This is a genomic window from Ornithinimicrobium flavum (genome assembly GCF_004526345.1).
Lineage (GTDB): Bacteria > Actinomycetota > Actinomycetes > Actinomycetales > Dermatophilaceae > Ornithinicoccus > Ornithinicoccus flavus.
Map to the genome: position 1 here is coordinate 2,653,384 of NZ_CP038213.1, position 13,607 is coordinate 2,666,990.

The following is a 13,607-nucleotide window of genomic DNA, read 5'->3' on the forward strand; positions in this document are numbered from 1 at the left end:
GCCACGCTCCCGATGCCGCGAGCGGGGCCGACCGGCCCTGCCGGTCAGCCGTAGTTGGGCGCCTTGGTGGTCATCTCGATGTCGTGGGGGTGCGACTCCTGCAGGCTGGCCTGGGTGATGCGCACGAACTGCCCCTTCTCCTGCAGCTCGGGCACGGTCCGGGCCCCGACGTAGAACATGGACTGCCGCAGGCCCCCCACCATCTGGTGCACGACGGCACTGACCGCGCCGCGGTAGGCGACCTTGCCCTCCACGCCCTCCGGGACGAGCTGGTCGTCGCTGGCGACCTCGGCCTGGAAGTAGCGGTCCTTGGAGAACGACTGCTTGCCGCGCGAGCTCATCGCCGCCAGGGAACCCATGCCGCGGTAGGCCTTGAACTGCTTGCCGTTGACGAAGATCAGCTCGCCGGGGCTCTCCTCGCAGCCGGCGAGCATCGAGCCCATCATCACCGTCTCGGCCCCCGCCACCAGCGCCTTGGCGATGTCACCGGAGTACTTCAGCCCGCCGTCGGCGATGACCGGGACACCCGCCGCCCGAGCCACCTGGGCGGCCTCGTGGACCGCGGTCAGCTGCGGCGCCCCCACCCCGGTGACCACCCGGGTGGTGCAGATCGCCCCCGGGCCGACGCCGACCTTGACCGCGTCGGCCCCGGCCTCGACGAAGGCTCGGGCCCCCGCGCCGGTGGCGACGTTGCCCCCCACCACCTGGACGTGCCGGGTGGCCGGGTCGGTCTTGAGCCGTCGGACCATGTCGATGAGCAGCCGCACGTGGCCGTGGGCCGTGTCCGCGACGAGGACGTCGACACCGGCGTCGACGAGAGTGGTCGCCCGCTCCCACGCGTCGCCGAAGTAGCCGATGGCCGCACCGACCAGCAGCCGGCCCTGGTCGTCCTTGGAGGCCCGCGGGAACTGCTCGCTCTTGACGAAGTCCTTGACGGTGATGAGGCCCTGCAGCCGGCCCTGGTCGTCGACGAGCGGCAGGCGCTCGCGCTTGTGCGCCCGCAGGATCGCGGTCGCCTCGTCGTGGCTGACGTCGGCGGGGGCCGTGACGAGGGGCGTCGGGGTCATGATGTCCCGGACCAGGGTGCGCTCCCACTCGGCCACGGGGGTGAAGCGCAGGTCACGGTTGGTGCAGATGCCCAGGAGCAGCCCGTCCGGGGCCACGACCGGCAGGCCGGACACGCGGTACTGCCCGCAGACGTTGTCGAGCTCCTCGAGGGTCGCGTCCGGACCGATGGTGATGGGGTTGGTGATGCGTCCGGTCTGGGTCCGCTTGACCAGGTCCACCTGGTAGGCCTGGTCCGCGGTCGACAGGTTGCGGTGCAGGATGCCGATCCCGCCCTGCCGGGCCATGGCGATGGCCATCCGGGCCTCGGTCACGGTGTCCATGGCGGCCGACACGAGCGGCACCCGGACCGACAGCTCACGGGTCAGCCGCGAGGTCGTGTCGATCTGGTCCGGCGCCAGGTCGGTCTCCCCGGGCAGCAGCAGGACGTCGTCGTAGGTCAGGCCGACACGGGCGAACGCGGGAGGCAGGTCGGGCACGTCGTCGCCAGGGATCATGCCGCGATTCTACGGCTGGGCCGTCGGAGGGGCGGGCACGGGAGGCGGGGCGGAGGTGGACCCCGGGGGCGCGGTCGGGATGGGCGGGGCCGGTGAGCTCGGGGGCGGTGGTGCGGGCGTCGGCGGGGTCGGGACGGGAGGTGCCGCCGGCGGACGGGTCGGGACGGGAGGTGCCGTCGGCGGACGGGTCGGGACGGGAGGTGCCGTCGGCGAACGGGTCGGGACGGGAGGTGCCGCCGGCGGGTGGGTCGGGTGCGGGGGGACGGCCGGGTGCGTGCCCGGCCCGGGGGCACGCGTGGGACCGGGCTGCGGCGGAGCCTCGCCGGGCGGGCCACCGGCAGGCGGGGGGCCGCTCCGGGTGGTCGGTGCGGACCCCCCTGGCCCGGAGCCCGGCCGGGCGACCTCGTTCACGACGGTGGCCGCGGGCGTGGCGGTGTCCTGTCCTGCCGAGGGCGAGGACGCGGGCGTGACCGCCCTCGACTGCGTCGACGGGACGGTGGTCCGGGACGGTTCCGCTCCTCGACCCTCGGACGGGTCCGGGACCGCCAGGGCGCCGCCCGGCCCCGGATCCGTGCCACGACCGGGTTGCGGCCCCAGGGGGAGGACGTCGCCGGCCGGTGGCCGCACCGACTCCGGCAGCAGGTGCACGAGGGCCCCGCCCACCGAGGAGACCACCGGCACCTGGGCAGCGGTCAGGGCGGCCGCCACGGACGACCCGGTCATGAGGGCCACCACGAGCATCCCACCCGCGGCGAGCCTGCCCCGGGAGCGCGCGGCCGGCGACCCCGGGCTGCGGGCGGGCCGGGCCGCGCCCTCCGAGGTCGGCCCGTCGACCTCGGCCGCCCAGACCGCCAGGGCCAGCACGAGCGGGTCCGGGTCGGCCGCGGGAAGGGGACGGCGAGCCGCGACCAGGTCCAGGAGGCGGTCGGAGTCGTGGAGCGGGCCCAGGTCGTTCACAGTCCCTCCCTCGCCCAGCGCTCGCGCAGTTCACGCAGGGCCCGGTGCTGCGCCACCCGGACCGCCCCGGCCGACATCCCCAGCGCGTCGGCCGTCTCCTGCGCGGAGAGCCCCACCCCCACCCGGAGCACCAGGATCTCCCGCAGCCGGGACGGCAGTGAGGAGAGCATCGACCAGGCCCGCGCCGCCTGGTCACCCTCGACGACGGTGCGCTCCGCGCTCTCGGCCACCGAGTCGAGGAGGTCGGACCGGTGGTGGTCCACCGGCACCGGTTGACGGGCCTGGGTGCGCCCGGCGTCGGCCACCTTGTGCGCCGCGATGCGGTAGACGAACGCCTCGAACGGCACCCCGCGGTCCTCGTAGCGGGGCAGTGCCGTCATGACGGCCATGCACACCTCCTGCGCCACGTCGGCCGCCAGCTCGGCCGCCGCGGGGTAGGTCCCCAGCCGCGCCCGGGCATACCGGTGGGCCATCCGGTGGACACCCTCGAAGAGATCCCGTCGGGCGTCCTCCTCCCCCGCCCGCGCCAGGTGCACCAGGGGGGCGAGCCCGCCCGCGGCCGGCCCGCCGGTCTCCGCGACGAGTCCGGCGAGGGGCGCGGCGGTCCGCGCATCCCCCTCGGGCCCCCAGGACGCTAGTTCGGGCAGCCCCACGTGGCCCACCTCCCTCGAGTCCTCCGCCACGGCTGATCGGCCCCACGATAGCGACCCTACGGCCCGGCGGGGAGGAGACACAGATCACACCGCGAGCCCCACCCCCGCCCCCGGCCACGCGGTAGACATGGCGGGTGAGCACTACCGCTGCGCCCGAGCAGCCCTGAGACCGTGGTCGAGACCGCCCGGCAGCCGGGACCGGTGGCCGACCTGTGGGAGTGGCAGTTCCAGGGTGCCTGCCGCACCACCAGCCCCGAGGTGTTCTTCCACCCCGAGGGTGAGCGAGGGCCGGCACGCCGGCACCGGGACGAGCGCGCGAAGCAGGTGTGCGCCTCCTGCCCCGTCCTGGAGCAGTGCCGTGCCCACGCCCTCAGCGCGCGGGAGCCCTACGGCGTGTGGGGCGGGATGACCGAGGACGAACGGCTGGCGTACTACGCGGCCACCGACCCCCCGGGCTGAGGACGCCGGAGGGCCCCGGACAGCCGTGCTGTCCGAGGCCCTCCTGGATGCCCGTGCGAGGGGTCAGTGGCTGTGACCGTGCCCGTGGGCGTGGTCGTCCTCGTCCTCCTCGGGCTTGTCCACGACGAGGGTGTCCGTGGTCAGCACCATCGAGGCGATGGAGGCCGCGTTGCGCAGGGCCGAGCGGGTGACCTTCACCGGGTCGATGACCCCGGCCTGCAGGAGGTCGCCGTACTCCCCCGTCGCCGCGTTCAGGCCCTGACCCGCGGACATCTCGGCGACCTTGGCGGTCGCCACGTAGCCCTGGAGACCGGCGTTCTCGGCGATCCAGCGCAACGGCTCCACGGCCGCCTTGCGGACGATCGCGGCACCAACGGCCTCGTCACCGGACAGGTCGAGCTCGTCGACCGCCACGGAGGCGTGGATGAGGGCCGAGCCGCCACCGGCGACGATGCCCTCCTCGATCGCGGCGCGCGTCGCGGACACGGCGTCCTCGATGCGGTGCTTCTTCTCCTTCAGCTCCACCTCGGTGTGCGCACCGACCTTGATGACGCAGACACCGCCGGCCAGCTTGGCGATGCGCTCCTGCAGCTTCTCCCGGTCCCAGTCGGAGTCGCTGGCCGACGCCTCGGCCTGCAGCTGCGCCACGCGGTCCTGGACCGCGGCGTGGTCCCCGCCGCCTTCGACGATCGTCGTCGCGTCCTTGGTGCACACGACCCGACGCGCGGAGCCCAGCACCTCGAGGCCGACGGTCTCCAGGGACAGCCCGACCTCCTCGGCGACGACCTGGCCACCGGTGAGGATCGCCATGTCCTGCAGCATCGCCTTGCGGCGGTCCCCGAAGCCGGGGGCCTTGAGGGCCACCGCGTTGAAGGTGCCGCGGATCTTGTTGACGACGAGGGTCGAGAGAGCCTCACCCTCCACGTCCTCGGCGATGATGACCAGCGGCTTGCCCGCGCCGACGACCTTCTCCAGCAGCGGGAGCAGGTCGGCGACCTTGGAGACCTTGCCCTGGTGCAGCAGGATCAGCGCGTCCTCGAGGACGGCCTCCATCCGCTCGGTGTCGGTGACGAAGTAGGGCGAGAGGTAGCCCTTGTCGAACTGCATACCCTCGGTGAAGTCCAGCTCCATCGCGGTCGTGGAGGACTCCTCGACCGTGATGACGCCGTCCTTGCCCACCTTGTCGAAGGCGTCGCCGATGAGCTCGCCGACCGTGGTGTCCTGAGCCGACAGGCTCGCGACCTGGGCGATCTCGTCGCGACCCTCGATCTCCCGGGCGGTCTCCAGCAGGCGCGCGGAGATCGCCTCGACGGCGCGGTCCATGCCCCGCTTCAGGCTGCCGGGGGCGGCCCCGGCGGCGACGTTGCGCAGGCCCTCCTTGACCATCGCCTGGGCCAGCACGGTCGCGGTCGTCGTGCCGTCACCCGCGACGTCGTTGGTCTTGGTCGCGACCTCCTTGGCCAGCTGGGCACCGAGGTTCTCGTACGGGTCGTCCAGCTCGACCTCACGGGCGATGGTCACGCCGTCGTTGGTGATCGTGGGGGCGCCCCACTTCTTGTCGAGCACGACGTTGCGGCCCTTGGGGCCCAGCGTCACCTTGACGGCGTTGGCCAGGGCGTCGACGCCCCGCTCCAGCGCCTTGCGGGCGTCGTCGTTGAACTGCAGCTGCTTCGCCATGGGCAAACAGCTCCTTTCACAGGTATGGGGTGGGAAGCGCGAGCGCCCCGCCGCACCACGCCCGTGGGGCGGGTGTGGCGGGGCCGCTCACCGGTGCTGAGAGGTCGTCAGCCGACGATCGCGAGGACGTCGCGCGCGCTCAGGATCAGGTACTCCTGGCCGCTGTGCTTGATCTCGGTGCCGCCGTACTTGCTGTAGATGACGCGGTCGCCGACCTTGACGTCCATGGGGACGCGCTCGTCGCCGTCCTCGTTCCAGCGACCCGGGCCGACCGCCAGGACCTCGCCCTCCTGGGGCTTCTCCTTGGCGGTGTCCGGGATGACCAGGCCGGAGGCGGTGGTCTGCTCGGCCTCGACGGCCTGGACGACGATGCGGTCCTCGAGCGGCTTGATGGAAACCGACACGGTTACCTTCCCTTTCGTGGGGTCGGCCGGTGGGTGGTCCACCGGCCCTGTGGTCTGGTGCGTGAACACCACTCCCTCCGCTCCCGCCCACCGCCGTCGCGGGGATCGGTCGGCGCTCGCGGCTGGCACTTGCGTGCCGGGAGTGCTAAGTCGAATCTAGGCACGGATTAGCACTCGGTCAAGCCGAGTGCCAACAGGCGGGGGGCTCCGCCCCCCGACCACCCCCCGACACCCACCAGCAGTCGGGGGGCTCCGCCCCCCCGACGACCCCCCGACACCCACCAGCAGTCGGGGGGCTCCGCCCCCCGACCACCCCCCGACACCCACCAACAGTCGGGGCTAAAGCAGCACCTGCAGCGGACGGAGGAACCGGCCGATCGCCTTGCGCGGCCAGGGGCGGTCCTCCCAGTCCTCGAGCAGCACCTCGTCACAGTTCTCCAGGTCGGTGCGGAAGATGTCCTCCATGACCGCGGCCTGGTCGGGGTCGGTGACCTCCAGGTTGATCTCGTAGTTGCCCTGCAGCGAGAGCCGGTCGATGTTGGCGGTGCCGATCGTGGCCCACCGGCCGTCGACGGTCATCGTCTTGGCGTGGACCATGACGTCGCGGTAGAGGTGCAGGTGCACTCCCCCCTCGAGCAGCTCGGAGTAGTAGGAGTGGGACACGACGTCGGCCAGCACGTGGTTGGAGCGCGCGGGCATGATGACCCGGACGTCCACCCCCCGGTTGGCCGCGGCCAGCAGCGCACCCTTGATCTCACGGTCCGGGATGAAGTAGCCCTGCGTGATCCAGACCCGGTGCCGGGCCCGGTCGATGGCCTCCAGGTAGAGCGCGCGCACGGGGTAGATGACGCGGCTCGGCTCGTTGCGGGCGGCCACGATGGAGGGGTCCCACACGTCGGTGCCGCTGTCGGGAAGGATCGGGCCGTGGCCCCTGGCCCGGTGCCGGTTCCAGAAGTCGACGAAGGCGTTCTCGAGCTCCCACACCGCCTGCCCGGTGACCCGGACGTGCGTGTCCCGCCAGCTGTCCGCATACGTCGACCCGATGTTGTAGCCGCCGACGAAGCCGACCCGCCCGTCCACCACCAGGATCTTGCGGTGGTCGCGGCCGGTGCTGCGGATGTCGATGATCGGCAGCCAGGTGCGCATGACGGGGAAGCGCAGGACGTGCACCCCCTCGGGGAACTTCTGGAAGGCGCGCGGCACGACCAGGTTGGCGAAAGCGTCGTAGACCACGCACACGAGCACGCCCCGCTCGGCGGCCCGCACGACGGCGTCCTTGATGGTCTGCCCGACCTCGTCGCCCTTCCAGATGTAGGACGCGAGGTAGACGAAGTCCTGGGCGGCGTCGATGGCCTCGACCATGTCGTCGTACAGGTGCTGCCCGAAGGTGTAGGTCCTGAGCTCGTTGTCCTCGACCCGGGCGGTCTGCGGAGCGTGCTCCGGCACGAGGTGGGGATCTACCTCGCGCCTCTTGCGCAACGCGTCCGCCGCCACGATCCCCGCGGCCAGCGTCAACTGACCGGCCAGCGTCGCCGCCGCCACCCGCAGCGCCGCGGTGCGGCTGCGCCGGATGGCTCGGTGGACCTCGGGCGAGAGCAGACGGGGCATGACGCCAATCTAGTGGTCGGCCGCGGCCGACCCGCACCGCACAATGGACCGGTGAGCCCTGACGCCCTGACACCGGCCGCCGAGCTGATGCGCCGGCTGCGGGACGGCCCGGCCCGCACCCTCCTGGACACGCTGCCGCCCTACGACCCCGACGAGGTGCTGAGGCTGACGTCCAGGCTGCGGGCGGAGGGCCACGACACCGAGCTGGTCGCGGCCGTGCTGACCCAGTCCCGCCTCCGGACCCGCGCCGCCGCGCGTCTCGGGCCGCTCGCGCGAGGGCTGCTCCTCACGGCCGACGGTCTGGAGCAGGCCACCCGACCCGCCGTGGCCGCGCGTCACGCGGCACGTCTGCGGGCGGCAGGTGTCGCCCACGTGTGGGACCTGGGCGCCGGGCTCGGGCTGGACGCCGTCGCGCTGGCCGACGCCGGCCTGGCCGTGACCGCGGTGGAGCGGGACCCCGAGGTGGCCGAGGCGGCCGCCGCCAACCTCTCCGCCTTCCCCCGGGCCCGGGTCGTCCGCGCCGACGTGGCGGACGTCCCGGTCGGCCCCGAGGACGGCGCGTGGCTCGACCCGGCGCGCCGGACGCCGGGGGTCGCCGACAGCACGGGACGGACCCGGCGCCTCTTCCGGCTCGACGACCTGTCCCCCTCGTGGCAGGACGTGCAGGCGGTGGCCGCGACGGCCGCGGCCACCGGCGCCAAGCTCTCCCCCGGGTTCTCGGCCTCCGACCTCCCTCCGGGGGCGGAGGCGGAGTGGGTCTCGATCGACGGCGACGTCGTGGAGTGCGCGGTCTGGTGGGGCCGCGCGGTGCGCGCCCCGGGTGTGAGCGCCGTCGTGGGCACCTCCGCCCCGGACGGCTCGAGCTGGGTCACCGTCGCGCCGGTCGACGACCCACCTCCCCCGCTGGCCGCGGGTGCAGCGGTGATGCCGTGGCTGGCGGAGCCGGACCGGGCCGTGCTGGCGGCCGGCCTTCCGGCCAGCCTCGCAGCCCTGGTGTCGGGGCAGGAGCTCGACCCCGGCGTCGGGTATGTCGCCGCACCGGAGGTCCTCGACGTCCCGTGGGCGCGGTGGTATGCGGTGGAGGAGGTCCTGCCCCTGCACGCGCGGACCGTCGGGGCCTGGCTGCGCGCCCGTGGGGTCGGCCGGGTCACCCTCAAGAAGCGGGGGGTGCCGACGCGACCCGACCGCTTCCGTGCCGACCTGCGCCTGCGGGCGGGCCGGTCCGCGGCCGAGGCGACGATCGTCCTGACCCGGGTCGGCGGCACCCCCTCCGCCCTCGTCGTCCGCCCGGTCGGGACACCCGGGGACGGGTGATCAGGCGCTGACCTGCGTGACCGGCTGGGAGGAGTCGGCGGGGAGGTCGAGCCTGGACGCCTCCCGGCCCCGCAGGACCATCTCGGCCCCGAGGGCGGCCACCATGGCCCCGTTGTCGGTGCACAGGCCCGGACGTGGCACCCGCAGGCGGATGCCGGCGGCGTCGCAGCGTTCCTGGGCGAGGGCCCGGAGGCGGGAGTTGGCGGCGACCCCGCCTCCGATGAGCAGGTCGTCCACGCCGTGCTCCGTGCACGCCAGCACGGCCTTGCGGGTGAGGACGTCGACCACGGCCTCCTGGAAGCTCGCGGCGACGTCGGCGACCGGCACCGGCTCCCCGCTGCGCTCCCGGGCCTGGACCCAGCGGGCCACCGCGGTCTTGAGCCCGGAGAAGGAGTAGTCGAAGCGGTGCCGCTCCATGTCGCGGCCGCCCGTCAGCCCCCGCGGGAAGTCGATGGCGACCTGGTTGCCCTCGCGGGCCATCCGGTCGACGTGGGGCCCGCCGGGGAAGGGGAGCCCCAGGAGCCGGGCGACCTTGTCGAAGGCCTCTCCCGCGGCGTCGTCGATGGTGGCGCCCAGGGACCGGATGTCGTGGGTGACGTCGGGGACCAGGAGCAGGTTGGAGTGCCCGCCGCTGACCAGCAGCCCCATGGTGGGCTCCGGCAGCGGGCCGTGCTCCACGATGTCCACGGCGACGTGGGCGGCCAGGTGGTTCACGCCGTAGATGGGGACTCCCAGGCCGACCGCGAGCGCCTTGGCCGCCGCGACACCGACGAGCAGGGCCCCGGCCAGTCCGGGTCCGGCGGTCACCGCGACGGCGTCGACGTCCTGCAGCCGCACGCCCGCCTCCCGGCAGGCGCGGTCGATCGTCGGCACCATGGCCTCCAGGTGGGCGCGGCTCGCGACCTCCGGCACGACCCCCCCGAACCGCGCGTGCTCGTCGACGCTGCTGGCGATCGCGTCGAAGAGCAGGGTGCCACCTCTGACGAGGCCGACGCCCGTCTCGTCGCAGCTGGTCTCGATGCCCAGCACCAGGGGTTCACTCATGACCGACCAGCTCCTTGCGCAGGACGAGGGCGTCGACGGGTGGTGCCCCGGTCGACCGGTAGTAGCCGGGGCGGGTACGCACGGGGCGGTACCCGTGCCGCCGGTAGAGCCCGAGAGCAGCCCCGTTGTCCGCCCTGACCTCCAGCATCACGCTGTCTGCTCCCGAGGCGAGGGCCCGTGCGTGGAGGGCGTCGAGGAGGCGGGCCCCCACCCCACGCCCCCGCGCCGCGGCGTCCACCGCGACCGTCATGATGTCGGCGACGTCACCGGCCAGGTCGAGGCCGGCCTGACCCAGCAGATGGTCCGGGTCCTCGGACCCGTCGGTCACGGCCACGACGTAGGACCGTCGCGGTCGCTGCGCCAGCTCGGCCCAGAACGTCGCCTCCGGCCACGGGTCCTCGGGGAAGGCGGCCCGTTCCAGGCGGGCCATGGCCGGTATGTCGCGCCAGTGGGCGTCCCGCAGCACGACGGCGCTCACCGAGCCGGCCCCGTCGGCCGCGCGACGGCGTCGGGCCGCCGGAGGTAGAGGGGCTCGGGCGGGAGCAGGCCGCCCGGCGCGTCCGGATGGCTGCCCTCGCGGAGGGCGACGGCCAGCGCGGCCAGGACGCCCGGGGAGACGTCCACCGGCCCGTCCGGGAGCGGGGTGGCCAACGCCTCGGGATACAGGGCCGGCCCCCGACCCACGGTGGGCAGGTCCCGCACCGCCCGGGGCAGGTCGGCCGCTCGGGAGACGTCCGGGCCCTCGAGCCGGCGAGCCCCGTGGGCAGCGACGGCATACCGGGCCCAGTAGACCTCCTTGCGCCGGGCGTCGGTGGCGACCAGCAGCTCGCCCTCGTGCCGGCCCACCACCGCGTGGGCGAGGGCGTCCAGGGAGCACACGCCGTCCGGGGTGGGCAGGTCGAGGCTGCGCGCCAGCACCAGAGCGGTCACCACGCCGACCCGCAGGCCGGTGAACGGCCCGGGACCGACCCCGCAGACCACCGCCGTCAGGTCGTGACGGTCCACGCCCGCCCAGGTCAGGGCCTCGACGACCGCCGGGGCGAGCAGCTCCCCGTGGCGCCGAGCGTCCTCCCGCACCACCTCGGCCAGCACCCTCCGGCCGTCGTGGACGGCTGCGCCGATGGTGGAGGTGGACGTGTCGATCGCGAGCAGCACCCGCCCAGGCTAACGGGCCTGGTGCCACCTCACCTCAGACCCGCAGCCCGCCCCTGGAGGAGGCGGGCAGGTCACCCCGTCGCTCCAGCAGCTGGATGAGCGCCTCGACGACGCGAGGGTCGTAGTCGTGCGGGGTGTTGCGGACGAGCCGGTCGACCGCCTGGGCGGGGCCGTCCGCCCCGGCGAGCCGCACCGCCCGCCCGGTGAGGTCGTCGTAGGCCGAGGCCACCCGCACGACTCTCGCCGCCAGCGAGACGTCACCCCGCTCCTCGGCCCGGTGGTGGGGGACGCCGACGTCGGCGACGACCGCGGCCAGCCTCGACAGGTCGGCCGTGCGGGCCAGGATCGCCGCGCCGGTGCCCGCGATCCGACGCTGGTCCCGGGCGGACACCTCGACGGTCGCCCCGCCGGGGATGGGCCGGGTCAGACCCACCTGCCCGATGTCGTGGAGGAGGGCGGCCGCCTCCACGTCCGGCAGGTCGGTCTCGTGGACACCGACCTCGCGGGCCAGGGGTACGGCCAGGGCAGCCACCCGGTCGCTGTGCCCGAGGCTCGTCAACCCAGCCTCCTCGGTGAGCCGCGCCAGGGCGACGATGGTCTGCCGCTGGGCCAGCCGGATGCGCCGCTGCCGTTCGACCGCCGGTTGCAGCAGGAGCAGCGGGACGAGGAAGAGCACCAGGGAGAGCGGCCCCAGGAGCTCCAGGCTCAGGGCCATGACGGTCGCGGTCGTCGCGGTCGCCAGGGCCAGAGGGCCGTGCCGGCCGACGTCCTCGCCGAGCTGGATGCGCAGGTGGGCCCGTGCCCTCACCGACCGCAGGACCGACCTGGTGACCAGCGGCGTGGCCACGGCCAGGACGGCGGCAGCCAGCATGAGCGCCGCCACGAGCACCGGACGACCGGGGTCGTGCAGCGCCCGGTGGAGGACGGTGTCACCACCGGGCAGCGGGAGGCGGACGAGGACCCCGGCCACGAGCATCACCGCGAGGAGGCGGACGAGGTCGGGGACGATGTGCGAGAAGTCACGACGCACACCGCTGGCGACCAGCACCGCGGTCACGGCCACCAGCACCGGGCCCAGCAGACCGGTCAGGGAGTCCTCGGGGCCCCGCACCGGCCAGGACCACCCGGTGGCCATGGCCAGCGCCAGGGCGGTCGCCTTCGACAGGGGGGCGTCCCGCACCAGGGCCGGGGTCGACATCCGCCACACCTCACCCGCGACCATGGCGACCAGGGCCACCGCGGCGACCACGATCTGGTCGGGGCTCACGCGCGTCGTCCGCTCGCCTCGGGCTGCCAGTGCGCGAACGCGTCGCTGACCTCCGGGAGGTCGTGGTTGGGCAGGGTGGGGCGCCCCGGGATGTCCACCATCTCGGCCCGGCGGCGTGGCTCCGAGTCCTCGTGCCTGGGCCGGGCGGCGCCGCGCCACCGGGCCACGACGACCGCCAGGGATCTGACGACGTCGGGGTCCAGGTGCGTACCCTCCCGCGACTGCAGCTGACCGAGGGCCTCGGAGGGGTCCAGTCCCGGACCGTCGGGCGCCTCGGTCAGGGCGTCGAAGGCGTCCGCCACGGCGATGATGCGCGCCGCACGCGGGATGTCCTCGCCCACCAGACCGGCGGGGTACCCGTGCCCGTCCCACCGCTCGTGGTGGTGGGCGATCGCCGGCAGCGCACCGGCCAGGAAGTCCAGGCCGCGCAGGGCGGTGACCCCGGCCTGGGGGTGGGAGCTCACCGTGCTCAGGTAGCTCACCTCCCCCACCTCGGACGCGGTGAGCAGCTCGGTCCGGACCGCCACGAACCCGATGTCGTGGAGGAGAGCCGCATACCTCAGCTCCTCGGCGGCCTGGCCGCCCAGCCCCAGGACGCTGCCCATGGACTCCGAGAGGGCGGCCACGCGAGCGCTGTGCCCGACCGACGAGGGGTCGGCCTCCTCCAGGGCCGCCACGAAGCTGGTCACCGTCTCCTGGTGCTCGTGGAAGGCCAGGCCGGCCCGGCCGATCGTCCAGTGCGCCACCAGCAGAGGCCCGACGACGAAGACGGCCGCCACCGGCCCGAGACCCACCGGACCCCAGAGGACGACGAAGAGGAACCCGATGACGACGTGCGCCAGGTAGCCCCACCCCACGCTCCGCAGCGCCTGGGCCATGACGGTCCAGACCCGGGTGCGACGCACGGCGACGGACATCAGGCTGACGAAGAGGGCGTTGGCCAGGGTCATCACGCCGTACGCGCCCAGCAGCGGCAGGCCGACCTCCACGAGCAGGCCCGGTGCGTCCTCGGCGGCCGCGCTGACGTGGAGACCGCCCAGCAGCTTGTAGGTGACTCCCCGATGGCGCCGACAGCACCGGTCATGGCCCCGTTGAACAGGCGCGCCCGCCAGGTGCGGGCCCGCACGTCCACGAGGAAGGAGATGGCCCCGATCAGGGACGCCCCCGTCGGACCGGCGAGCGGGATGGCCGCGGCCAGGACGACGGTGACGACGGTGACCGCGAGGTGGGGGCTGAGCCGTCGCTCCCGGAGGAGGACCCCTGCGCCCCCGAGGATCGTCAGCGGGACGAGCGCCCGGGCCTCCAGAGGCACCGGCTCCCCGACCCAGCGCCACCCGATGTAGGCGACCACCACCGCGGTGCACCCCAGACCAGCGATGAGGAGGAAGACGGGGGTATGCGAGAGGCGCGGGCCCGCCGGACCCGCGCCTCTGGCCTCATCGGCAGCGGACGTCAGTCCTCCCACATGATGATGTCGATGACGGCGGACAGCGCGTCGAGGGCGCCG

General features: G+C 74.2%; 14 protein-coding genes. 2 read left to right on the plus strand and 12 right to left on the minus strand.

Annotated features, from left to right (window positions below; translation table 11 throughout):
* Positions 1-44: 44 nt before the first annotated feature.
* Genes guaB through E3Z34_RS12455 form a run of 3 tightly spaced genes read right to left on the minus strand, consistent with a single transcriptional unit; the run spans position 45 to position 3,172 of the window.
* A complete protein-coding gene (gene guaB, locus E3Z34_RS12445; RefSeq protein WP_134773864.1) occupies positions 45-1,562 on the minus strand; it encodes an IMP dehydrogenase in 1,518 nt (505 codons plus the stop codon).
* 9 nt (positions 1,563-1,571) lie between these two features.
* Positions 1,572-2,519 (minus strand): hypothetical protein, encoded by a 948-nt coding sequence (locus E3Z34_RS17730; RefSeq protein ID WP_158288677.1) that lies wholly within the window; start codon positions 2,517-2,519, stop codon positions 1,572-1,574.
* Positions 2,516-3,172 carry a sigma-70 family RNA polymerase sigma factor gene (locus tag E3Z34_RS12455; protein WP_238695155.1) on the minus strand — a complete coding sequence of 219 codons (657 nt, stop codon included), beginning with the start codon at positions 3,170-3,172 and terminating at the stop codon, positions 2,516-2,518. Before E3Z34_RS12455 ends, E3Z34_RS17730 begins: the two co-directional genes overlap by 4 nt.
* Positions 3,173-3,343: 171 nt before the next feature.
* Between E3Z34_RS12455 and E3Z34_RS12460 the strand changes: the two genes are divergently transcribed.
* On the plus strand, positions 3,344-3,631 hold the full coding sequence (locus E3Z34_RS12460; RefSeq protein ID WP_134773866.1) for a WhiB family transcriptional regulator: 288 nt from the start codon (positions 3,344-3,346) through the stop codon (positions 3,629-3,631).
* 63 nt (positions 3,632-3,694) lie between these two features.
* Here the strand turns inward: E3Z34_RS12460 and groL are convergent, their stop codons facing one another.
* The 3 genes from groL to E3Z34_RS12475 form a co-directional block, all read right to left on the minus strand.
* Entirely contained in the window at positions 3,695-5,308 is a 1,614-nt protein-coding gene (gene groL, locus E3Z34_RS12465; RefSeq protein WP_134773867.1) for a chaperonin GroEL, read from the minus strand.
* A 107-nt stretch (positions 5,309-5,415) separates the two neighbouring features.
* Entirely contained in the window at positions 5,416-5,712 is a 297-nt protein-coding gene (gene groES / locus E3Z34_RS12470) for a co-chaperone GroES (RefSeq protein ID WP_134773868.1), read from the minus strand.
* 339 nt (positions 5,713-6,051) lie between these two features.
* Entirely contained in the window at positions 6,052-7,320 is a 1,269-nt protein-coding gene (locus tag E3Z34_RS12475) for a phospholipase D-like domain-containing protein (RefSeq protein ID WP_134773869.1), read from the minus strand.
* 51 nt (positions 7,321-7,371) lie between these two features.
* On the opposite strand from E3Z34_RS12475, the gene E3Z34_RS12480 reads away from it, so the two are divergent.
* On the plus strand, positions 7,372-8,634 hold the full coding sequence (locus E3Z34_RS12480; protein WP_238695156.1) for a class I SAM-dependent methyltransferase: 1,263 nt from the start codon (positions 7,372-7,374) through the stop codon (positions 8,632-8,634).
* On the opposite strand, the gene tsaD is transcribed toward E3Z34_RS12480, so the two are convergent.
* From tsaD to E3Z34_RS12510, 6 genes are read right to left on the minus strand one after another with little or no spacing between them, the layout of a single operon-like run.
* On the minus strand, positions 8,635-9,678 hold the full coding sequence (tsaD, locus tag E3Z34_RS12485; RefSeq protein ID WP_134773870.1) for a tRNA (adenosine(37)-N6)-threonylcarbamoyltransferase complex transferase subunit TsaD: 1,044 nt from the start codon (positions 9,676-9,678) through the stop codon (positions 8,635-8,637).
* Positions 9,671-10,156: a ribosomal protein S18-alanine N-acetyltransferase gene (rimI, locus tag E3Z34_RS12490; protein ID WP_238695157.1), complete on the minus strand. Its 486-nt coding sequence runs from the start codon at positions 10,154-10,156 to the stop codon at positions 9,671-9,673. The genes tsaD and rimI overlap by 8 nt, the downstream gene beginning before the upstream one ends.
* Positions 10,153-10,833, minus strand: coding sequence for a tRNA (adenosine(37)-N6)-threonylcarbamoyltransferase complex dimerization subunit type 1 TsaB (gene tsaB / locus E3Z34_RS12495; protein ID WP_134773871.1), 681 nt, complete (start codon positions 10,831-10,833; stop codon positions 10,153-10,155). Before tsaB ends, rimI begins: the two co-directional genes overlap by 4 nt.
* 34 nt (positions 10,834-10,867) lie before the next feature.
* The gene (locus E3Z34_RS12500; RefSeq protein ID WP_134773872.1) at positions 10,868-12,100 is read right to left on the minus strand and encodes an HD-GYP domain-containing protein; all 1,233 of its coding nucleotides are present in this window, start codon (positions 12,098-12,100) and stop codon (positions 10,868-10,870) included.
* Complete coding sequence (locus E3Z34_RS12505; RefSeq protein ID WP_134773873.1) at positions 12,097-13,089, minus strand: HD-GYP domain-containing protein; 993 nt, start codon at positions 13,087-13,089, stop codon at positions 12,097-12,099. The genes E3Z34_RS12500 and E3Z34_RS12505 overlap by 4 nt, the downstream gene beginning before the upstream one ends.
* Positions 13,050-13,454, minus strand: a complete 405-nt coding sequence (locus tag E3Z34_RS12510; RefSeq protein WP_134773874.1) for a hypothetical protein — start codon at positions 13,452-13,454, stop codon at positions 13,050-13,052. The genes E3Z34_RS12505 and E3Z34_RS12510 overlap by 40 nt, the downstream gene beginning before the upstream one ends.
* Positions 13,455-13,607 lie beyond the last annotated feature (153 nt).